Here is a 21,498-nt window from a genome sequence, read left to right on the forward strand (position 1 = left end):
AATGCAACCAATACCATTTTTGAACCTCTTTTTTTTAAGAAAAAAATAACAAAACCAGATTCAATTCTAATGTTATTTTAATGTAGCGCCGAAAATTTCATCCTAACTTGCGCCACTTTAAGAACAGAAAAATGTTAGGAAAAATTAAAAATAGTATCTTTTGTAAATGCGTGCATGCATTGCTAATTGGCTATTTTTTAATGAACAGTATAAATTTTTCTGGAACATTTGCCAGAATTGTAAATAACAATACCGAACAACATTCTGTAAAAGGAATGACGTGCAATTTCTTAAAGAAAATCTTCAAATCTGACGGAATTCCAGAAGAATTGGATGATTATGAGAACAAGGAAACCAAAACAACTAAGTTGGCTAAGGGAATACCTTTGTTTGAATACATAATGCCTTTAGATTCTTCACTGGTTAATCTCTATTTTCAGGTTAATGCCAAAGGAAAAAACTATATCAGTAATCCTATTTTCTCATTTGGATTTCATGGCAGAATTCATTTGCGCCCACCTCAAAATATTGCATAAATAATAGTTTTTAAATACAAAAAAACACCTACTAAATCTATTGTAGCAGTTTTTTCGTAATTTAGTAATTATCTGGTAATGTAATATTTAGATCTAAATTCATGACACCTTTTAAACGTTTTTACAATTTACTCACGCTCGATAAGCGCGATGTATACCAAATTATATTTTATGCGGCATTTGCCGGTTTAGTGAACCTTTCGCTTCCTTTAGGAATTCAGGCGATCATCAATTTTATCCAAAGCGGACAAATCAGTGTTTCATGGATTGTTCTCGTAATTCTGGTAACAATCGGAGTTGGTTTTGGTGGAGTCTTGACCATTTTGCAACTTCGAATTGTTGAAAATCTGCAACAGCGAATTTTTGTGCGTTCATCGTTTGAATTCGCTTACAGAATGCCTTTGATTAAATACAAAGAAATGTATTCTGAATATGCGCCGGAAAAAGCAAACCGATTTTTCGACACCTTGATGGTCCAAAAGGGAACTGCAAAATTGCTCTTGGATTTTTGTACTGCCTTTTTGCAGGTTGGTCTGGGAATCATTTTATTGGTTTTGTATCATTCTTTCTTTATGGTAATCGGACTTTTATTTATTGCCATTTTGTATATCATCTTTAAATTTTCTTATAAAGATGGTCTTGTAACAAGTCTTAACGAATCAAAATTCAAATATAAAGTCGCAGCTTGGCTTCAAGAAATTGCTAGAAACCGCGAAAGCTTCCGCAAAAAAGGAGGTTTTGAATATGCGCTGAAACGCAATGACGGTTATGTGACAAAATATGTAGATAATCGTGAAAAGCATTTTCAGGTAATGAAAAAACAATACATTCAGCTAACTATTTTTAAAGTAATTGTTACAGCTGCTCTCTTATCTATTGGTGGTTTTCTGGTAATTCACCATCAAATGAACATTGGGCAGTTTGTAGCAGCTGAAATTGTAATTGTATTGCTGATTAATTCGGTAGAAAAAATCATTTTCGGCCTTGAATCTTTTTATGATGTGTTGACATCTGTAGAAAAAATCGGCCAAGTGACTGATATGGAGACTTCATGTATTCCAGAAAAATCAGCAGTAAACGAGGGCGGAATCACAATCGAAACCGAAAGTGTTGCTTATAACTATCCTGATCACAACAAAAAATCGCTTAAAAATATCAATCTGAAAATAAGTCAGGGTGAAAAAATAATCTTGAGAGGTACAAATGGTGCAGGAAAAAGCACATTGCTTCGATTACTTGCAGGTTTATTGGAACCAGAAAGCGGTGCGATGTATGTTACCGATACTTTTATGAACAGACTCGATGAAGATAGTTACAGAGCACAAGCCGGTACTTATTTACAAGGCGATACCCTTTTTGCAGGAACCATTAGAGAAAATATTCTTTTTGGAAACGAAGAATTAAATAATGATGATTTAAAATGGGCTTTAGACAGTGTTGGCCTGACGCCAGATATTAAAACATTCCCCAACGGACTGGAACATCAAGTTCATCCGGGCGGACATGAACTTTCGGCTTCTGATATTCAGAAAATATTGCTTGCGCGAAGCATTGTTCATAAACCTAATATTTTATTCCTAGAAGATCCAGTTGATAAAATGGACGAATTGACTTCAGGGAAAATTGTTGATTTTTTACTTTCTGAAGAAAATGACTGGACGGTAATCGTAACTTCTAAAAATGATATTTGGAAGAACAAATGCGACCGCATGATAACCATTGACGACGGAAAAATTATTAACGACATAAAGCTATAATCATGCTCAATATATCTAAAGATAATAATATACTCATAACTCCGGGCAAATATAAATCTATAACAAATGTGGCCCGAAGACCTCATTATAAAATTTTAAACAGAGTCATCATCGGATTTTTAGTGTTTTGTGTTGGCTGTCTTTTTCTTCCTTGGACGCAGAATATTTCAGGAAGTGGTTCGGTCACAACATTAAAACCAGATCAGCGACCACAAACGGTTCACAACGCCATTGCAGGAAGAATCGAAAAATGGTACGTGCAGGAAGGCGATTATGTGAAAAAAGGCGATACGATTGTTTTTATTTCTGAGGTAAAAGAAGATTACCTAGATCCAAATCTTGTTGGCAATACAAAACAACAAGTCGATGCTAAAAAAAAGGCAGTGGAATCCTATGGAGACAAAGTAAATTCGCTTGAAGTTCAGGCAAAGTCACTCAATACAGAAAGAGAATTAAAACTCCAACAAGCGCAAAATAAAATACGACAGTCGCAATTGAAAATCAAAAGCGATAGTATGGATCTTGAAGCGGTTAAAACCCAATTGAGAATCGCTAAAACCCAATTTGATCGTTCGACAGCGCTTAATAAAGAAGGCTTAAAACCGCTGACAGATGTTGAACAAAAAAGATTAAAACTTCAAGAATCTGAAGCGTATATCATTACACAACAAAACAAGCTTTTAAGCAGCAAAAACGAATTAATAAATGCAAAAGTAGAGATTAACCGAATTACTGCAGAATATGCCGAAAAAATATCGAAATCAAGAAGCGATAAATTCACTGCCTTAAGCACGCAATACGATACAGAAGCTCAGGTAAATAAACTTGAAAATCAATATACAAATTACCGACTTAGGAATGGACTATATTACATTACAGCACCACAAAGTGGCTATGTAAACCGTGCTTTATTAGCTGGTCTTGGTGAAACCATAAAAGAAGGAACTCCAATTGTAAGTATTATGCCGGCAAGTTATGATATTGCAGTTGAAACTTATGTGGATCCAATCGATCTTCCGTTAGTACATCGGGATGCAAAAGTTCGCGTTTGGTTTGATGGATGGCCAAGAATCGTATTTTCTGGATGGCCTGGTTTGTCCTATGGAACTTATGGAGGAAGAATTGTTGCGATCGAAAATTTCATCAGTTCTAATGGAAAATACAGAGTACTTATTTCGCCAGATGGTCCAGACAATAAATGGCCAAAGGAATTGAGTATTGGAGCGGGAGCACAAAGTATTGCTTTGTTGGAAACAGTTTCGGTTTGGTATGAAATATGGCGAAATCTGAATGGTTTTCCTCCAAATTATTATAAGTCAGATGTAAAGGAGGCAAAATATGAAAAGGACAAAAAATAAATTGAAATACGTTGCAAGACTGTTTTCTCTTTTGTTTTTATTCGGTTTTTCGGTTTCATACAGTCAGGATTTTAATAAAGAGGAATTAAGTTACAGCGAATTTTTAGGATATGTAAAAAAATACCATCCGCTGGTAAAACAGGCCAATCTTGAAATCAGCAATGCGCAGGCGGCGCTAATGGTGGCGCGTGGAGGATTTGACCCTAAAATTGAAGTAGATTACAGTAAAAAACAATTTAAAGGAACGGAATATTATTCGCTATTAAACAGTAGTTTCAAAATCCCGACTTGGTACGGAATTGAAATAAAAGCAGGTTTTGACGATACTGATGGGCAATATTTTAATCCGCAGAATAAAACTCCTGAGGCGGGTTTGACTTCTTTGGGAATAAATGTTGCTTTAGGACAAGGAATGTTCATCAATCAAAGAATGGCGGATGTTCGGGAAGGAAAACTGCAATTAAAATTGAGCGATGCACAACGAAAATTAAAAGCAATTGAAGTGTTGTACAAAGCAAGCGAGGCGTATTTTGAATGGAGAAAAAGTTATAACGAAGCCGAGCTTTACAATCGATATTTAGGCTTTGCAAGCAAACGTTTTGAAGGCGTAAAAAAATTAATTGAATTAGGTGACGCGCCTGCAATTGACAGTGTTGAAGCCGGAATTACAGTAAGAAACAGGCAACTGAATGTTGAAAATGGAAATTTGAAATTGGCTAAAGCCAAATTATATCTGTCTAATTATTTATGGATTGAAAATGTTCCTGTAGAACTGGAAGATAATGTAAAACCAGAAGAGAACCTGATTCAGACATTGGAAACAACCTTAAAAACCGATGCGATGATGGTGGAGGTTGAAGGCCTAGAATCACATCCAAAACTTCAGGCTTTAGAAACGAAGATGGATATGTTGGAAATTAATAGAAAATTGAAGGCTAATTCGTTGCTTCCTAAGTTGAATGTTGGCTACAATTATATTTCAGAGCCTTCTTATTGGAACTCATTCAACGCCGATGATTATAAGTTTAATGTCGATTTCAGTATTCCTATCTTTTTAAGAAAAGAAAGAGGAAGCCTTAAACTGGCAAAATTCAAAATTCAGGATATAAAGTTTGATATCGAACAGCAAAGATTGGAGCTTAAAAATAAAATTAAAGCCCAGCAAACTGAAATATCATCTTTAAAAAGGCAAAAAAAGGTAATTGATAATCTGGTAAAGGATTATGTAACAATGCTAAATTCAGAGGAAAAACTGTTTTCATTTGGCGAAAGTTCCATTTTCCTCATTAATTCCAGAGAAAATAATTTGGTAAGCGCAAAATTGTCACAAATCAGCATTGAAAATCAATTTTACATTTCAAATGCAGAATTATACAAAATACTGGCAAATCCAGATTAGAGAAGTTTATTTGTTCGCTTAGTTGTTGGTTATATTAGGAGAAAACAGCAGTAATTTTTTTTTACTGCTGTTTTTGTTTTTAATAATTTTTAACCATTTGTAAATGGCACACAGATAACACGGATTAAACAGATTTTATAAATAATCAGTGAAAATCCGTTTAATCCGTTTTATCTGTGTGCTTTATTAAGCTATTAGTCACTCACGTGAAGTCTGAAACCGATTACATTTTTTCTGTATGGAATATTATAGCGTAAAACATTGCCTTGAAAAGGCAATTTATGCTGAGTTTTGGCAGAAATGCTTTAACTTTATAGCCTTTACCACTTTAATTAATGAGTACAGAAAATCCAATTCCAGAAAACGAATTCGAACGTTTAGCAGCCCTAAAACGTTATAATATCTTAGACACACTCCCAGATCATGCTTTTGACGATGCTACAAAGCTTGTTTCTTATATCTGCGGTGTGCCAATTGCCCATATTTCTTTTATTGATGAAAGCAGACAATGGTTCAAATCTGAAATAGGAATAGGAGTTTCAGAGGTGCCACGTGAAATCAGTTTTTGCCAATATACTATTATGGAATCAAAATTGGTGGAAATAGATGATACATTATTAAACGAACGTTTTAAAGATGATCCCAACGTTACTGGCGGTTTTAAAATAAGATTTTATGCAGGAATCCCGCTTACAACTCCCGACGGATTTAATATTGGAACCATTTGTGCTATAGATCATGTTGCAAAAACATTAGATGAAAACCAGCGAAATGCACTTTCGATTGTTGCAAAACACGTAATAAATCAGCTGGAAGTTCGGACTAAAAATATTGAGTTGGCCGCTCAGAAAAAAATTGCAGAACGTGCTGTTTTGGCAAAAGACAGTTTTTTGGCCAATATGAGTCACGAAATCCGTACACCATTAAACGCCATAATTGGTTTTACAGATCTTTTGGCCCAAACGGAACTTGATGAAACACAACGCGATTATATTGAAAGTGTCCAAATTGCAGGAGAAAATCTGCTTTTGATTGTAAATGATATTTTGGATCTTTCTAAAATGGAATCAGGAAATTTAACCATCGATGCTGAGCCTTTCAATCTAAAAAAAACACTTAAACATGTTTATAATTTATTAAAAGTAAAAGCGCATAAAGAAGTAGAATTCAATCTCTTTTTAGATGCTGATATGCCTGATATGGTTATTGGAGATCAAGGAAGATTAAATCAGATTTTAGTAAATCTTATCGGAAATGCACTGAAATTTACTGTTGAAGGTGATGTCACTGTTTCTGTAAAAAAGGTTGATGAAACAGAAGATCATTATTCGCTTCGATTTTCTGTAAAAGACACCGGAATCGGAATTCCAGAAGACAAACTCAAAACTATTTTTGAACGTTTTACGCAAGCAGAGGAAAGTACAACGCGAAAATTCGGTGGAACTGGACTCGGATTAAACATTGTAAAACAATTGGTTGAACTTCAAAAATCTGAAATTCAAGTAAAAAGCAAAGAAGGACGAGGTTCAGAATTTTCTTTTGTTCTTTCTTATAAAAAAGGAGATGCAAAAGTAGATTCAGTTAAAACCATATCAAAAAATGATCTTGGAAATCTGAAAATTTTGCTTTGCGAAGATAACGTGCTGAATCAGAAATTAGCAAAAAGCGTGGTGCAGAACTTTGGTTTTGAATTGGATATCGCTGAAAATGGGGAAGAAGGCATTGAGCTTTTAACGACGAACAAGTACGATTTAGTTTTGATGGATCTTCAAATGCCAATTAAAGATGGCTATCAGACAACGGAATACATCAGAAATGAAATGAAATTAGATATTCCAATTATTGCCATGACCGCACATTCTCTTGTTGGAGAACAGGAACGTTGTTACAAAGTTGGGATGAATGCATATGTGCCAAAACCTTTTAAACAGGCCGTGCTTTTAAAAGCGATAAAAACGGTTATGAGCCAAGATGCTGATCATGGAAGAAGAAGAGTAATTGATTTTTCTATTTTGGATGAAATGGCATGCGGAAGCCCTGATTTTAGAAAAGAAATGATTGATCTTTTTTTAGATAAAATTCCGAGTCAAACGGCTCAGCTCGAAGAAGCATTTAAAAATGAAGATCATGATGCAGTTAAGAAATTAGCGCATAATATGAAATCCAGTTTAGATATTTTTATGCTCACTGATTTGACAAATTGTTTGTCGATTATTGAAGAAGAAGCCATAAATAATGAATTTACTTCTGAAAGTGAAGACAAAATAAATATACTGCATTACGGAATCGAAGAGACCGTTAAAATCCTGAAGGAGCTTTGATAAAAAAGAAATAAGCCTTAGCTTTACATATAAGCCAAATATAAATTGAATTTTTGCCTCAAAATATCATAACAATGAGAATCATTTTAGCCGAAGATAATGATATCTTACGCAAATCATTATCATTTTTCTTAGAGTCCAAAGGATTTACTGTTGACCAGTTTTCTGATGGGAAAGATGCGCTTGTAGCCATCGAAAAAAACAATTACGATTTGATTTTGACCGACATAAACATGCCAGGCATCAGCGGAATGGAAATTACGCAATATGTCAGGGAAACTATTAATTCAGATGTTCCCATAATCATACTTACTTCTTCAGGTGTTGAACAGACAGAACTGGATTCTTTTGATATTGGCGCAAATGAATTTATTGCAAAACCAATCAGTCCTGCCGTTCTTTTAGTTCGTATTAATAAGTTGCTAAAAATCAAAGCTTAATGAAATTTCTATATTATTCAATAGTTTTGCTTTTTGTTTCTTCCATTTCTTTTGGACAGGAAGTAAATATCGATGCAGTTTTAGCTCAAGCAAAACAAGAAACAGAAAAAGGAAATTTTGATAAAGCATTATCCTTAATTGAACCTTTGCGTGCTAAATTTCCTGAAAACGAAGATATTCAGGTGTATGCAGGACGAATTTACAGCTGGAAAAAAGACTATCCTTCATCAATAAAAATGTTGGCGCCATTAGCAGACAGAACAAATCCGAATCCTGATGCTTTACAGGCAATTATCAATACTTATTTTTGGTCGGAACAATATGAAAAATGTATTTCATATTGTGATAAATATTTGGCAATTGACCCAAAATCGGTAGATGTAATAAAAACAAAAGCATCTTGTCTTGAAAAACTGAATCGCGATCAGGAAGCGTTGGAAGTTATAGAAAAAGCATCAATTGCAGATAATAGCACTCAGCCATTTAGAAGCATCCGAACACTTATTGGCAAAAAAGCTAAAAATGCAATTGCAGCGTCTTATCTTAATATTTCTACTTCGGAACCAGGGCAATCTCCTTTGCATTATGGGTATGTTGAATATTCACATAAATTCAGCAAATCGGCAATTGTGGGTCGCGCAAACATTGGAAATACAGGAAATGATACACAAATGCTTTTTGAAACTGATTTCTATCAAACCTTTTCCAACAAAAGCTATTTATATGCCAACGCCGGACTTTCAACAGGTGAAACATTATTTCCCGTTGGAAAGGCAGGTTTAGAATATTATTTTGCTCCGGTTAAAAAATTTGATTTTGCATTTGGAGCTCGATTTATGCATTTTGAAAGCGATGATATTACGTTACTTACAGGACAAGTTGCATACAATACAGGAAGTTATACATTGGCATACAGACCATATTATGATACAGGAAATTCATTGTTTTCTCATGTTTTAAGTGTACAGAGAACCAATGAAGAAAAAGAAAGAATCATAAGATTGGAACTTCAATACGGAACGGTTCCGTACTTGTATCTTTATAACGGTTTCACACAACCATTAGAAGCTTTTAGAGTTGGATTACAATATCAGCATCGTTTTGGTGATTCTTTTTTCGTTCGTCCAATTTTTCTATATGAGCGCGAGGAATATACTCCAGGAGAGTACAGAAACAGATTTAATCTGCAGTTAATCGTTACTAAACGTTTTTGATATGGAAAAAGTTTTGGAATTATATGAAAAAGGGGATTGGGTAGTGCCATTTTTGATTTTTTTAATATACTTGTTTATAGGAGCTTCTTTTTTGTTGTATATGGTCATTATTTGGAGCCGAAATAAGAACATAAAAAGAGAAAGGCTCAGAATTGAGTACAGTACAGCGATTGAAGAATTGATGGTGGCTGTGGTTTTTGAAGATATGACGTTTGCCTCAATTCAGAAGGAACGAAGCTTGGATTTGTTTTTAAATAATGCATTTTTTAGAGAAGTTGTAATGGAAACGATCCTTAATCTGCATAAAAATTACGATGGAGTTTATGCTCAAAAATTAGAACAGCTTTATAAAGACTCGGGGCTGATAAATGATTCATTTAAGAAACTTAGAAACTTCAGATGGGAAGTAAAATGCAAAGGAATTACAGAACTTGCCGAGTTTAATATTAACGATGCATTTGAAAATATTATAACATTTTCGAAAGCTCGAAAAAAGACTTTGAAAATCGTCGCAATTAATGCTTGTATCAAATTAGCGGGAACAAAAGGCATTGTTCATTTGACGGAACATCCTGATCCGATCGATGATTGGACACAGTTGAATATAATTGGAGCTTTTAAAAAACATGATATTGGTGATACTAAAGGAGTAGAACTTTTATTGGAATCAAAAAATACAACCGTAATCACTCTTGGATTAAAACTGATTAAAGAACTGAAGCTTACGCAAAAAGTTCCTTATGTCGCAGAATTGGTAGATCGAGCGCCAAATACTTTAATTAAATATGAAGCGCAAAATGTATTGCAGACTTTAACCGTATAATTAAAACTAATGGATTTTTTAAATAACGAATTGATATGGTTTTTAGATCTATACATAGTTCTCATTTTGGGCTATGCGATATTGATCATGTCTTCGTATCTTATATTGGCATATCTTTCTACAAAAGAGCTTACGAGCTATCTTAAAAAAAACAGTTTTGTTGATTATGATGTTTTGTTGACAAGCGAATTTGCGCCAAAACTTTCGTTGATTGCACCAGCTTACAACGAAGGTTTTACGATTGAAGAAAATGTAAAATCTTTGCTTTCATTGAACTATAATAATTATCAGGTTATTGTAGTAAATGATGGAAGTAAAGACAATTCAATGGAAATTCTAATCAAAACCTATGATTTAGTTTTGACTGAACTTGATTTTCATCCACAAATTGAAACCAAAAAACTAAAAGGAATTTATACTTCTAGAAACGCCGCTTTCAAAAAATTAATTGTTGCCGATAAAGAAAATGGAGGCAAAGCCGATGCCTTGAATGTAGGCTTGAATATTGCTCAAAATCCGTATGTGGTTTGTATTGATGTCGATTGTATTCTGGATAAAGATTCGCTGTTGAAATTGGCAAAACCGTTCTTAGAATCGCACGGAAAACGCATTATTGCAACGGGAGGCGTGGTAAGAATTGCCAATCAATGTATAATTAAAAACGGTCGTTTGGTCGAAGTGAATATTCCAGACAGCATGATTCCGAGGATTCAGGTTTTAGAATATTTGCGTGCATTTCTTTTAGGAAGAATGGCATGGGGAAGATTGGATGGATTATTATTGATTTCTGGTGCATTTGGCGCATTTGACAAGGAAATCGCATTATTGGCTGGCGGATATAGTACAAAAACAGTAGGCGAAGATATGGAACTCGTGGTTCGAATGCGTCGTTATATGCTTGAAAATAAGCTGCCATATTCTGTAAGTTATATTCCAGATCCGCTTTGTTGGACAGAAGCTCCAGAAGAATTCAAAATATTCAAAAAACAGCGCAGCCGCTGGATGCGAGGAACAATTGAAACACTTAGTTTTCATAAAAGAATGTTCATGAATCCAAAATATAAATTACTAGGAATGCTGAGTGTTCCTTATTGGACATTATTTGAGTTTTTGGCTCCAGGAATTGAATTTATCGGCCTTGTCATTACTTTGGTTTTTATAATTTTAGGGTTGCTGAACTGGCATTTTTTCTTTTTGCTGTTATTGTTTGTTTACACTTTTGCCGTCTTCTTTTCGGTTTTGGCATTGTTCAGCGAAGAAAGAACTTTTCATAAATATCCAAAACAAGCCGATTTTTTCAAATTGCTTTTGGCGGCGTTTATTGAACCGTTATATTTTCATCCAATGGCAGTTTATGCCGCTTTAGTGGGCTACAAAGAAAAAATCAAAGGAACGCACGGTTGGGGCGAAATGACTAGAAAAGGTTTTACTAAAAAACAATAAAATTTGAATTTCGATTCTTAAAAGAGTTTTCAAAACAATTCAAAAGATTTTCTGTGTAAAACCCCATCGGGGTAAAATATTTATAGAATTTCAATAAGACAAATGAAAAAGCTCAGCGGAGCGACATATTTATTTCATTCAAATATGTCGCTCTGCTGAAGCTTTATCTCGCAAATATTTTTTTTGCTAGAAATATTTTGTTTCCCTAAAGCTCAAGAAATTTAAGGCATAAACAAAACCGTTCCGCCGTTTGCTGAAAGTTCCAAATTAAACGAAGCATTATCCAATTTCTTTGTACTGAATTTTGATTCTTGACCTTCACCATCACTTATAATAGAAACATTTTTGCCTTTTAACATTGGTAAATTTACTGTGATATTTTTTGGTGCATTTTCGCCATTAATTGCGGCAACATACCATTTTGTGTTTTTCCTGCGGGCAATTACACAATACTTTCCAGGATAACCATCAATAAAAACGGTTTCATCCCAAACTGTTGAGACAGCTTTTAAATAATCGAACAAGTATGCAGGTTTTTCTTTTAAGTTTTCTGGCGTTAATCCCCAATGTTGAACCGCCGAAAAGAAAACAACTGCTGTTGCCATTTCAAAAGCATCAGTAGTTTTGCGAATTGTGCCTTTGTTTGGCTCACGATGCAAACGTTTATTTAGAAAAACGGGACCAAAATCCATTGAAGCAACAGCATTTCTTGTAAAAGGATAAATCGTTGCCGTTGATGGATATTTGTCGCTGAACGCTTGTTGGAAAACTAAATTTTCAGAAGCCAGAACAGCTTCGCTCGTCATATAATTTGGATACATTCTTTCCCAACCGCGTGGAAGGGTAGCCCCATGAAAATTGATGTTTAGACCAAATTCTGCGGCATCAACCAAAATGTTGTGATACAATTTCATTGTTGCTTGCTTGTCTCCGCCAAAAAAATCAATCTTTAATCCTTTTACGCCAATTTCCTGTAGCCATTTCATTTCTGAACGACGCGCTTCTGATGTGTTCATTCTGTTTTTTGGCGTTTGTGGTGCTGTATTCCAGTTTCCATTAGAATTGTACCAAAGCAAAACGCCAACATTTTTTGATTTGGCATAATTCACCAATTCGGCTATTTTTTCTTTTCCGATATTGACATCCCAAAGTGCATCGATCAAAATGAATTCGCATTTCATGTCTGAGGCAAGATCAATAAAAGTTTTTTGGTCGTTGTAATTACAGCTTTCATCTTGCCAAACAATCCAGCTCCAGCTTGCACGGCCAGCATCGAATATTTTTGAAGTTTTAATTAAAGGCTTTACAACATCTGTAGAAGCAGTCGATTCAACAATTGGTTTCAACGTTTTTCCTAACGTTATGGTTTTCCACGACGTTTGCATAGGTAATGATGAAGTAGCTGTTATTGGTCCGTCATGGTTGTTTTCGCCTTCTTGCGGAAAAGTAACGGTGTAAATTCCGTCTGTGCTTGCATCGCTTAATCGAGTTCCTACATAATTTCCACTGATTCCGGTTTCAGAAATCAACATCCAGCCTTTATCTTCAACATGAAAAAGTGCCGGAAAAGTAAATCCTAGTCCATATTGTGATTTTGTTCCAATAGTCGCTTCTCGCGTATATTCTTCCTCATATGAAGGTTTAGTTTTTTCCCAACCACTTTGTGGCGGTGCTTGTGGCGTAATAAAAGTAGTTGATTTTGAAGGAAGTTTGAAACCGGTAATTTCTTTTTCAATCGTACAGTTTCCGCTATTTTTTTTGCTTTTTGGAATTAGGTAACTGAAAGCAATATCTGTATTAGTAATTCTAAAAATGACATTTAGAGTATCATTTGCAGTATTTGTGAAAATGCATTTTAATTGGTTGGCCTTATAATTCACTTGGCTGACTTTAGAATGATCTAATTTATAGGTTTCTTGGATTTTCTCTTTGGCACTGCCGACCAATTTTAAGTTTTTAGAAAAATCTCCAGCAGAACTTACCAAACCAAGTGGCGATTGCCCCAGAAATTCATTGTTTTGGAAACTTACGGTATAAAAAGCATTTCCATTGTTTACAGAAATTTCGAGTTTTATGTTTTTATCGGGGCTAAATGCCTCTGTTTTTTGTGCTTGAAGCGAATATGAAATTGAAAATAAAAGAAAACTAAGGAAAAAACATCTCATTTTGGCGGTTTTAAATAGGTTAGTAAAAATATAGCGGTTAAAAATAGTTATAAGTGTAAAAATAACACTATTTTTGAAATGTTTTTTAAAAGAATCATTTTGAATGAAGATTTTGCATGGAAATTTTGAATAATAATTTTTAAAAGTCAAGTTTTAAAGGGAGTTCAGATGTTTTGATTTCTAAAAAAAATCTAATAAAACCTCATAAAAGTTGTGTTTAAAGGATCACAACTAAATTTACTTTCACAGAGAAGATGCTGTTTATTTTTGAATTAAATATTATAGATATGATATTGGAAATTGTATCACAAAACGTAATAGTTGAAATGATTTTATTGCTTTTCATCATTTTTGGATACGGAGTTTCCTTATTTATCATCAGAAAGACCATTTTGAATTCAAAAAAGCAGAATAAGAATTAGAGTTTCTTTTCTGCTATTTCGACATATTTCAATTGGAAAGTTCTTATTTTGAAATTGTATATTTTTCTATTAAGTTTATAATCAGATTGTTTGATGATGATTGTGCTTTAAAACGTTGCTTAAAAGCGTAAAGTGGTTGTCTAAAAAAATCGAAAACGGACTAATCTTTTAATAACTTTAAAATGAGAAAAATTCTTTTGATTGCTTTTCTTGCAGGTCTTTTTTCTGTGTCTGCTCAAAAATCTACTTCAATCCATAAACTTGACGGAAGTTCGATTTCCTCCGATTCCTTAACAAATAAGATCAAAATATTAATGCAAAAAGCCGATGTAAAAGGACTTTCTGTAGCTGTTTTTAATTCAAAAAAGCCAGTTTATATGAAGGCTTTTGGTTATAGTGATGTTGAAAATAAAAAAGAATTACAACTTCAAACTAATATGTACGGCGCATCTTTGAGCAAAGCGGTTTTTGCCGTTTTGGTGCTGAGATTGGTTGAAGAAGGCGTTATAACTTTAGATAAACCATTACAAAGTTATCTTCCAAAACCAATTTATGAATACGAGCATAAAGTCTGGCATGAAGATTACAGCGATTTAAAAGCGAGTCCTGATTATGTTAAAATTACAGCACGAATGTGTTTGGATCATACCGCTGGATTTCCGAATTGGCGCTGGTTTGAACCAGATGAAAAATTGCGCATAAAATTTGAGCCTGGAACGAGGTACAGTTATTCTGGAGAAGGACTGACGTATCTTCAAGTTGTGATTGAAAAAATTACGGGAAAACCTTTGGAACAGCTGGCTCAAGAAAGAATATTCAAGCCCTTGGGAATGACGAATTCCAGCTATAAATGGCAGGAAAAATTCGAAAAAGATTATGCATACGGCTATGATAATGACGGAAAAAAGCAGGAAAAAGACAAAGATAATGCGCCAAGAGGAGCAGGAACATTGGAAACTACTGCCGAAGATTACAGCAAATTTATCACAGCAATTTTGAACAAAAAAATCCTTAAAGCAAAATCGTATCAAGAAATGTTTAGTCCGCAAATTCGTATTCGTTCTAAAAATCAGTTTGGGCCGGGCGCTACTGAAGATGGCAATTGGAATGATGCCATCGATCTTTCCTACGGATTAGGATGGGGAGTTTTAAAATCGCCTTACGGAGTTGGAGCTTTTAAAGAGGGGCAGGGTTCTGGTTTTCAAAATTATAGTATAGTCTTTCCAGAAAAAGGCATCGGAATGTTGATTTTGTCTAACAGTTACAGTACTGGAAGCATAATAAAATATTTATTAGAAACAGCAATTGCAGACACGTACACGCCTTGGGAATGGGATCAATATATTCCGTACGATGCTAAACAGTAATTCTGGACGTTTAAACAAAGTACATTCGGACGTTTGAACAAAATTGATGCATTGAATCACTTATACCTTTGTTTCATTATAAAATAATTAAAAAATTTAAAAATGGAACAGAACAATTATCAAGGATTAATGCAAAAACCAGTTGATTCTGGATTTAATGCTGCATCAACAGCAAGTGAAGTAATAAAAGGTATTGACCTTACAGGAAAAATTGCAATAGTAACGGGAGGAAACACCGGAATTGGCTTGGAAACAGTAAAAGCGTTGGCTGGTGTAGGTGCAACAGTTATAGTTGCGGCAAGAGATATTGAAAAAGCAAATAGAAACCTGATAGGAATTGAAAATACTGAGGTAGAAGCGCTGGATTTAGCAGATCCAAAATCTATTGACGCATTTGCCGAAAAATTTTTAGATTCAAATAGGCCACTCCATTTACTTATTCACAATGCAGGCATAATGTGGGTTCCGCTCCGAAGAACGAGCGAAGGTGTTGAATCACAATTAGCTACGAATTATTTGGCTCAGTTTCAGCTAACCGCCAAATTATGGTTGGCTTTAAAAAAAGCAAATGGAGCAAGAGTAGTCAATGTATCTTCTCAAGGACATCAGTTTGGAGATTTTAATTTTGATGACCCAAATTTTTTGAATCGAGAATATGAAACACTACAAGCTTACGGTCAGTCAAAAACTGCAAGCAATTTGTTTGCGTTAGAATTAGACCAAAGAGCAAAGGAACATAATGTAAGAGCATATTCACTACATCCGGGTTCAATTGGCGGTACCGAGTTAGCTCGAGAAGCACCATTAGAATTATTCATTAAAATGGGATTGTGCGATGCCGAAGGCAATATTTGTCCCGAAGTCGCCGCTTCGCTTAAAACAATACCTCAAGGTGCTGCAACAACAGTTTGGTGCGCTGTAAGTCCAAAATTGAATAATATTGGCGGGGTGTATTGTGAAGATTCAGAAATTGCACCAATTGCGATTGATAATTCGATAACTCCAGGAGTTAAGATATATTCTTTGGATCAAGACAATGCTAAGCGTTTATGGGCTTTAAGCGAAGAAATGACTGGGATTAAATTCAATATTAAGTAAATAAAATCAACACTGCTTTTTTATTTTTTAATATCTTTAGGAGAATAAAGATTAAAAAATAAAAGCAGTGTTTTTTTATCAGAAAGAAATACAATGAATTACGAAGCAAAATACATCACCGAAGACATAAAACTTTCTAGATATGAAGATGCATTTTTCAAATCGGATATTATGTTTGAGCATCACATGCTGATATGGTTTATTTCAGGAGAAACAAAAATTGTGCAAGCAGATGCAACTTATGTTTTTAAAAAAGGAGATATTTTTTTAATACCAAGAAATCAGTTGGCAACTATTATTAATTATCCTAAAGATGGGCTACCACATAAAACGGTTGTAATGCATTTGTCAGTACAAAAATTGCGTGATTTTTATGCTAAATTAGATAGAAAACCAAAAGCGGTAGAATCAAAAAAAATATACACTTTCAACAATCATCCTTTGTTGGAAAGTTGTTTGGCATCATTGATTCCGTATTTTGATTTGGAGAAACTTCCTGAAGACATTGCATCTTTGAAAATTACAGAAGCCATCACAATTCTGAGAACAATTGATAAAGACATTGACAATGTATTGGCAAATTTTGAAGAGCCTGGCAAAATTGATTTGGCTGGTTTTATGGAAAAGAATTTTATGTTCAATCTGCCTTTGGAAAAGTTCAGTTATTTAACTGGCAGAAGTCTGACAACTTTTAAACGAGATTTTAGCAAAACGTTTGATAGCACGCCACAGCGATGGCTCACGAAGAAAAGATTGGAATTGGCACATTATCAGTTTGCTGAAAAAAGGAAAAAACCAATTGATGTTTGTTATGAAACTGGTTTTGAAAATCTCTCTCATTTTTCGGCAGCTTTTAAAAAGAAATTTGGTTATGCGCCAACCGATTTATTGAATAAATTAAATACTAACAATTAGTAAAAAAAGAGAAACATGCCTTGGAATCCTGAAATATATAATAAGTTCAAAGACATTCGTTTTAAACCTTTCCTTGATTTAATGGAGCTGATTAAACCTGTAGAATCTGGAAAGGCCATTGATTTAGGTTGTGGAACAGGGGAGCAGTCTATTTTTTTGGCCGAAAAATTCAAACAGATTGATTTTCTTGGAGTCGATTCTTCAGCAGAAATGCTGGCAAAATCAAAAGCATTTGAAATTGAAAATCTTCATTTTGAACAATCGTCAATTGAAGAAATCGCAAATTCAGATAAAAAATGGGATTTAGTTTTCAGCAATGCTGCCTTGCAGTGGTCTGACAATCACGAAGAGTTATTTCCAAAATTGATTAATTTGATTAATTCAGGTGGACAGTTTGCCGTACAAATGCCAGTTCAGAATCAAAATACGTTAAATAAAATACTGCATCAGTTGGTTGATGAAGAACCTTTTAAAAGCTATTTAAAAGGTTGGAAAAGAAATTCTCCCGTTTTGAGCATGGATCAATATGCACAAATAATGTTTGATGGAAAACTTGAAGATATTCAGATTATGGAGAAAGTTTATCCCATAATAGCTCAAGATCATGATGCACTTTATGATTTTATTTCAGGCTCAGCATTGATTCCCTATATGGAACTTTTTAATGAAGATCAGAAAAAACTTTTTACAAGTATTTATAAAGAAAGAATAGCGGACAATTTTCCAAAACTTCCAGCAATTTATGCATTTAAAAGAATTTTTCTGTTCGGAACAAAAGCTTAAATAATAGAAATTTAAATGAGGTGCTACTTTAAATTATTGCTTCTTTAGGGCATTTACTTGATAATATCATTTGGATTTTTGCTATTGATCAAGTGAAAATGCCACAAATTTTAAGCGTCATGATTTGGGTTTTGTTCAAATTAATGGGCTTTTTGAGCTTTATTTTTGAGGTATTCTTAAAAATACCAATAGATAATCAGTGAATTGTCGTGTTGTGCCTTATGATTTTATTTCTAATTGAAGATTTTCGTTCAACTATAAGTGTATTTTTATAGATTTGTAAAATCAATGCATTTTCCAAATCGATGCTGATAAACAAATTTAAAATCCAAAGACGATGAAATCTCTAACTTCAATATTTTTATTTTTAGTTTTTGTCTGTTCAAGTTCCTACGCCCAATTAAGTTCTGATAAAATTTTTGAAAGTTTTAAGCAAGGCGAGCGCACAAATTGTTCGTCAATTGCATTTATCAAGGCTTCTTTAAATATTTACGGCTTAGACAATCTTTTTGTGACTGAAAAAATAAGTGATAATGAGCAAAAAATTACTTTAAAAAATAACGATTCCTTTCATATTAATAATGACGAAATAAGCAAAGCCAAAATATCTGCTGATTTTGTTTGCATCAAAGATAATTGCGAGAACGAAAAAATAATCGAATACGCAATATTGACCTACGCCGTAATGGCAAAATACAAACAAATTATCGATAAAGAAGATACTTTTGACAAAGCATTGGAGGATTTAGAAAGCGGCGAAGTTTATACGCCAACAATCTATAAATATTTAGGATTCCAAAAAGGCAAACAAATTGAAAAACTGAAACGCGAAGCCGGAAGTGAGTTTTGTGGCGTAGTAGCTTGGTCAACGGCACATGCAGTATTTGTTTGCGAAGAATATATGGATTATTATGGCAATAAGAAAAGTATATGGATTAAATATCCGGGGCGTTTCAGAATTATTAAGTCATAAGAATTTAAGATTTAAAATTTAATTATTTGTAGTATTTTACCTATAAAATTATAGAATGAAAAATTTAATTGCAAAAAAGAAATCAATACAGTTGCAATTTAAGTTAATTTATATATTTTTGTTTCGAAACACCATTAACCAAATCTACTAACAAATGAAAAGCAAGATCTTTTTACTAAGTTTCCTTTGCTTCTTGGCTACTGTAGCAGTATCTGCACAAGCAAAAAATGCTCCAAGAAGTATTATCAGTACAACAGCCCTAATCCGTAAATACCATGATCAAAAAGAATTGAGTGGTATGCAAAAGGGAGAACTTTTAGAATTGTACATCGAGCGTATTAAAGTTTTGGTAAAAACACTTCCTTACATTGCTTTGGTTACAAAACCGGGAGTTACAATGGCAGATTTGGGTATTCCAGACGATAATGAGCACAAAAAAGTGTTAGATAATCAAGCACTTGGTACTACAACTTTCTTAGACACAACAGTTGATTTCCAAAGAAAGATGATGCCTTATTCTGATAAAGGAAACCTTATCGCGGCTATCTTATTTTACGAAAGCACATTAAAATCGTTACACGAGTTCAATGACTTGAACGAAATGTAATATTTTAGAAATATGATATAAAAAACTCCAAAGTCATTTGATTTTGGAGTTTTTTTTTGCTTTAGAACGTTTTCTATCTGTAGAGACGCACGGCAGTGCGTCTTTACGCAACGCATATCGACATGGATACAAAACGTTAGACGCTCTGTGGTGCGTCTCTACAATAAATTCTGTGTATAAATCTCTTCTTTATTAGTTATAAATCAATTCCCTTTCAATAAATTAATGCTTACAGTTGCAGTGTCAGCATCAGGAAATCTTCTGAAAAAAGAGGGATCAGGAAATAATCCGGCTTCTGCAGCAATTTTATTAAACACATCAATTTCAACTATGTATTGGTCAGAGAAACCATGAGTGGCATCATAAGCGGTTGCTGGCGTTTTTCCTAAATTTTGAGAAGTGAGTTTTGGACTTATGGTGTGCAATTCGATCAAGAGCAAGCCAAATTTGCGCACATAAGGCGACCATTTTAATAAATGCTCCAATAAATTATCTTCAACAAGATTATTGCTGATTCGTTTTCCTCTAAAGGCAAATGCGCCAGTAGAAGTGCTAATTCGGTCGTTGTTTATTTTTTTTGGCTCTTCCCAAATTCGGTTATGATCCAAAAAGGTTCTCACGTTAAGCAAATCTTTTAAATCAATATTATAATTTTCTCGTAAATCATCTGAAAGCAAATCGGGACGGCCAATATCGCCCCAAATTACTTTTGCCCAAATATCTGCTTTTATAAGATTGGCTCGTGTCACTTTTAATGCGGCTTGATTATAATCGGCTCCTACTAAAAAAAGCGGATATTCGTCGAGCATTTTCCCTCTTAAAGTCTGCCTGTCGATTACTTCAAAAATATGTTGCAGGAAAGCACCGTTTCCGCAACCCATATCTAGAATTCCTTTTGGCTGTTTTTCAATAGGCAAATTAAAAAGTTTGACTATAATTTCATCTACAACCTTAAAATAAGTGTCATGCGCGCCTCCGCTTCCCCAAACGTTCATTTCGCGATCAACATGAATTTCATTTTCACCATCGGCTATCATTCTTAAAACCGTTGGATCGCCAAACATTAATTCTTCAATTTTGGCAAATGTTGGCAAATACGAAACCGTAACACCATATGCGCTGGCTCTTTTAGCAAAAAACAGCCCGACATCAGTAAATTGATAATTTCCTTTTTTTTCTATGAACCAACCTAAGTGAGTAAAAAAGTCAAGTATTTTTTTGAAATTTTCGGGTGATTTATGAAATTCTTCTGGCTTGAACCAAGTTTCCATGAAATATTTATGAAACATTCCTTTCATTGCCAAACGCACAATTGTTGGTCCAATTAAGTACCCTTCAATATGCTTTAAAATTTGATTCTGAATTTCATTTGTTAAATGATTTTCCGAAGATTCGAGTCCGTAATTCTTTTTATATTTTTCAAAAATCAGGTTGAGTTTTTCAAAAGGCGCATCTTCAAATAAACGCGAATGAAATTGAGCAGAAAACTGAAGCAGTTCGACCACATCTTCATAAAGATGAAATAATGAAAAAGCGGTTTCTGTTTTCTCATTTATTGAAATTATAATTTCTTGTGTGCTATTATCAACATCATAATCTAAGAATCCTTGAGAAGCCAAAATTCTTAAACCAACATTTAAGTAGCCTTCATTTGCCTTGAAAACTGATCTAAGTTCGGCTAATTGTACTGTTTTTTCCTTTAGAATAAAATCTAAAACAGCTTTATTTTTTAATGCAATTGCAGTGGGTGCAACTGCTAAACCGTCAAGATGTTTGAAAATGGAGCTTCGAAGTTGTGATGTATCGGTCATAGTACAAAAATGAAGGTTAGTTAAAAATAAGGATTTTTTTTGAGTGTTGCGCTACGGTTTTATAGC

18 protein-coding genes are annotated in these 21,498 nt (G+C 34.0%); 16 read left to right on the forward strand and 2 right to left on the reverse strand.

Annotation, left to right across the window (positions count from 1 at the left end):
* The first annotated feature begins 200 nt into the window (after positions 1-200).
* The 9 genes from SCB73_RS16280 (at position 201) to SCB73_RS16320 (ending at position 11,291) form a co-directional block, all read left to right on the forward strand.
* Complete coding sequence (locus SCB73_RS16280; protein ID WP_320567256.1) at positions 201-536, forward strand: hypothetical protein; 336 nt, start codon at positions 201-203, stop codon at positions 534-536.
* A 101-nt stretch (positions 537-637) separates the two neighbouring features.
* Entirely contained in the window at positions 638-2,293 is a 1,656-nt protein-coding gene (locus SCB73_RS16285; RefSeq protein ID WP_320567257.1) for a peptidase domain-containing ABC transporter, read from the forward strand.
* 2 nt (positions 2,294-2,295) lie between these two features.
* Positions 2,296-3,651 (forward strand): HlyD family secretion protein, encoded by a 1,356-nt coding sequence (locus tag SCB73_RS16290; protein WP_320567258.1) that lies wholly within the window; start codon positions 2,296-2,298, stop codon positions 3,649-3,651.
* Positions 3,632-5,050: a TolC family protein gene (locus SCB73_RS16295; protein ID WP_320567259.1), complete on the forward strand. Its 1,419-nt coding sequence runs from the start codon at positions 3,632-3,634 to the stop codon at positions 5,048-5,050. Before SCB73_RS16290 ends, SCB73_RS16295 begins: the two co-directional genes overlap by 20 nt.
* A gap of 335 nt (positions 5,051-5,385) precedes the next feature.
* Entirely contained in the window at positions 5,386-7,371 is a 1,986-nt protein-coding gene (locus SCB73_RS16300; RefSeq protein WP_320567260.1) for an ATP-binding protein, read from the forward strand.
* Between the two features lie 74 nt (positions 7,372-7,445).
* Positions 7,446-7,811: a response regulator transcription factor gene (locus SCB73_RS16305; protein WP_320567261.1), complete on the forward strand. Its 366-nt coding sequence runs from the start codon at positions 7,446-7,448 to the stop codon at positions 7,809-7,811.
* The gene (locus SCB73_RS16310) at positions 7,811-9,025 is read left to right on the forward strand and encodes a YaiO family outer membrane beta-barrel protein (protein WP_320567262.1); all 1,215 of its coding nucleotides are present in this window, start codon (positions 7,811-7,813) and stop codon (positions 9,023-9,025) included. Before SCB73_RS16305 ends, SCB73_RS16310 begins: the two co-directional genes overlap by 1 nt.
* A 1-nt stretch (position 9,026) precedes the next feature.
* Positions 9,027-9,848, forward strand: coding sequence for a hypothetical protein (locus SCB73_RS16315; RefSeq protein ID WP_320567263.1), 822 nt, complete (start codon positions 9,027-9,029; stop codon positions 9,846-9,848).
* Between the two features lie 9 nt (positions 9,849-9,857).
* On the forward strand, positions 9,858-11,291 hold the full coding sequence (locus SCB73_RS16320) for a glycosyltransferase family 2 protein (RefSeq protein WP_320567264.1): 1,434 nt from the start codon (positions 9,858-9,860) through the stop codon (positions 11,289-11,291).
* Between the two features lie 221 nt (positions 11,292-11,512).
* On the opposite strand, the gene SCB73_RS16325 is transcribed toward SCB73_RS16320, so the two are convergent.
* A complete protein-coding gene (locus SCB73_RS16325; RefSeq protein WP_320567265.1) occupies positions 11,513-13,456 on the reverse strand; it encodes a glycoside hydrolase family 97 protein in 1,944 nt (647 codons plus the stop codon).
* Between the two features lie 287 nt (positions 13,457-13,743).
* Between SCB73_RS16325 and SCB73_RS16330 the strand changes: the two genes are divergently transcribed.
* From SCB73_RS16330 to SCB73_RS16360, 7 genes are all read left to right on the forward strand, one after another.
* Positions 13,744-13,878, forward strand: coding sequence for a hypothetical protein (locus SCB73_RS16330; protein ID WP_320567266.1), 135 nt, complete (start codon positions 13,744-13,746; stop codon positions 13,876-13,878).
* A 182-nt stretch (positions 13,879-14,060) separates the two neighbouring features.
* Positions 14,061-15,245 (forward strand): serine hydrolase domain-containing protein, encoded by a 1,185-nt coding sequence (locus tag SCB73_RS16335; RefSeq protein WP_320567267.1) that lies wholly within the window; start codon positions 14,061-14,063, stop codon positions 15,243-15,245.
* A 102-nt stretch (positions 15,246-15,347) separates the two neighbouring features.
* On the forward strand, positions 15,348-16,343 hold the full coding sequence (locus SCB73_RS16340; protein ID WP_320567268.1) for an SDR family NAD(P)-dependent oxidoreductase: 996 nt from the start codon (positions 15,348-15,350) through the stop codon (positions 16,341-16,343).
* Positions 16,344-16,436: 93 nt separating this feature from the next.
* Positions 16,437-17,258, forward strand: a complete 822-nt coding sequence (locus SCB73_RS16345; protein ID WP_320567269.1) for a helix-turn-helix domain-containing protein — start codon at positions 16,437-16,439, stop codon at positions 17,256-17,258.
* 15 nt (positions 17,259-17,273) lie between these two features.
* Positions 17,274-18,041: a methyltransferase domain-containing protein gene (locus tag SCB73_RS16350; RefSeq protein WP_320567270.1), complete on the forward strand. Its 768-nt coding sequence runs from the start codon at positions 17,274-17,276 to the stop codon at positions 18,039-18,041.
* Positions 18,042-18,378: 337 nt separating this feature from the next.
* Positions 18,379-19,014, forward strand: coding sequence for a hypothetical protein (locus SCB73_RS16355; RefSeq protein ID WP_320567271.1), 636 nt, complete (start codon positions 18,379-18,381; stop codon positions 19,012-19,014).
* A gap of 154 nt (positions 19,015-19,168) precedes the next feature.
* Positions 19,169-19,621 (forward strand): hypothetical protein, encoded by a 453-nt coding sequence (locus tag SCB73_RS16360; protein ID WP_320567272.1) that lies wholly within the window; start codon positions 19,169-19,171, stop codon positions 19,619-19,621.
* A 203-nt stretch (positions 19,622-19,824) separates the two neighbouring features.
* On the opposite strand, the gene SCB73_RS16365 is transcribed toward SCB73_RS16360, so the two are convergent.
* Positions 19,825-21,432 (reverse strand): class I SAM-dependent methyltransferase, encoded by a 1,608-nt coding sequence (locus tag SCB73_RS16365; protein ID WP_320567273.1) that lies wholly within the window; start codon positions 21,430-21,432, stop codon positions 19,825-19,827.
* Positions 21,433-21,498 lie beyond the last annotated feature (66 nt).

The organism is Flavobacterium sp. KACC 22761 (assembly GCF_034058155.1).
Taxonomy (GTDB): domain Bacteria; phylum Bacteroidota; class Bacteroidia; order Flavobacteriales; family Flavobacteriaceae; genus Flavobacterium.

Coding starts and splice junctions, on each gene's coding strand:
- SCB73_RS16280 (WP_320567256.1), top strand. CDS start 201: ATGAACAGTATAAATTTTTCTGGAACATTTGCCAGAATTGTAAATAAC.
- SCB73_RS16285 (WP_320567257.1), top strand. CDS start 638: ATGACACCTTTTAAACGTTTTTACAATTTACTCACGCTCGATAAGCGC.
- SCB73_RS16290 (WP_320567258.1), top strand. CDS start 2,296: ATGCTCAATATATCTAAAGATAATAATATACTCATAACTCCGGGCAAA.
- SCB73_RS16295 (WP_320567259.1), top strand. CDS start 3,632: ATGAAAAGGACAAAAAATAAATTGAAATACGTTGCAAGACTGTTTTCT.
- SCB73_RS16300 (WP_320567260.1), top strand. CDS start 5,386: ATGAGTACAGAAAATCCAATTCCAGAAAACGAATTCGAACGTTTAGCA.
- SCB73_RS16305 (WP_320567261.1), top strand. CDS start 7,446: ATGAGAATCATTTTAGCCGAAGATAATGATATCTTACGCAAATCATTA.
- SCB73_RS16310 (WP_320567262.1), top strand. CDS start 7,811: ATGAAATTTCTATATTATTCAATAGTTTTGCTTTTTGTTTCTTCCATT.
- SCB73_RS16315 (WP_320567263.1), top strand. CDS start 9,027: ATGGAAAAAGTTTTGGAATTATATGAAAAAGGGGATTGGGTAGTGCCA.
- SCB73_RS16320 (WP_320567264.1), top strand. CDS start 9,858: ATGGATTTTTTAAATAACGAATTGATATGGTTTTTAGATCTATACATA.
- SCB73_RS16325 (WP_320567265.1), bottom strand. CDS start 13,456: ATGAGATGTTTTTTCCTTAGTTTTCTTTTATTTTCAATTTCATATTCG.
- SCB73_RS16330 (WP_320567266.1), top strand. CDS start 13,744: ATGATATTGGAAATTGTATCACAAAACGTAATAGTTGAAATGATTTTA.
- SCB73_RS16335 (WP_320567267.1), top strand. CDS start 14,061: ATGAGAAAAATTCTTTTGATTGCTTTTCTTGCAGGTCTTTTTTCTGTG.
- SCB73_RS16340 (WP_320567268.1), top strand. CDS start 15,348: ATGGAACAGAACAATTATCAAGGATTAATGCAAAAACCAGTTGATTCT.
- SCB73_RS16345 (WP_320567269.1), top strand. CDS start 16,437: ATGAATTACGAAGCAAAATACATCACCGAAGACATAAAACTTTCTAGA.
- SCB73_RS16350 (WP_320567270.1), top strand. CDS start 17,274: ATGCCTTGGAATCCTGAAATATATAATAAGTTCAAAGACATTCGTTTT.
- SCB73_RS16355 (WP_320567271.1), top strand. CDS start 18,379: ATGAAATCTCTAACTTCAATATTTTTATTTTTAGTTTTTGTCTGTTCA.
- SCB73_RS16360 (WP_320567272.1), top strand. CDS start 19,169: ATGAAAAGCAAGATCTTTTTACTAAGTTTCCTTTGCTTCTTGGCTACT.
- SCB73_RS16365 (WP_320567273.1), bottom strand. CDS start 21,432: ATGACCGATACATCACAACTTCGAAGCTCCATTTTCAAACATCTTGAC.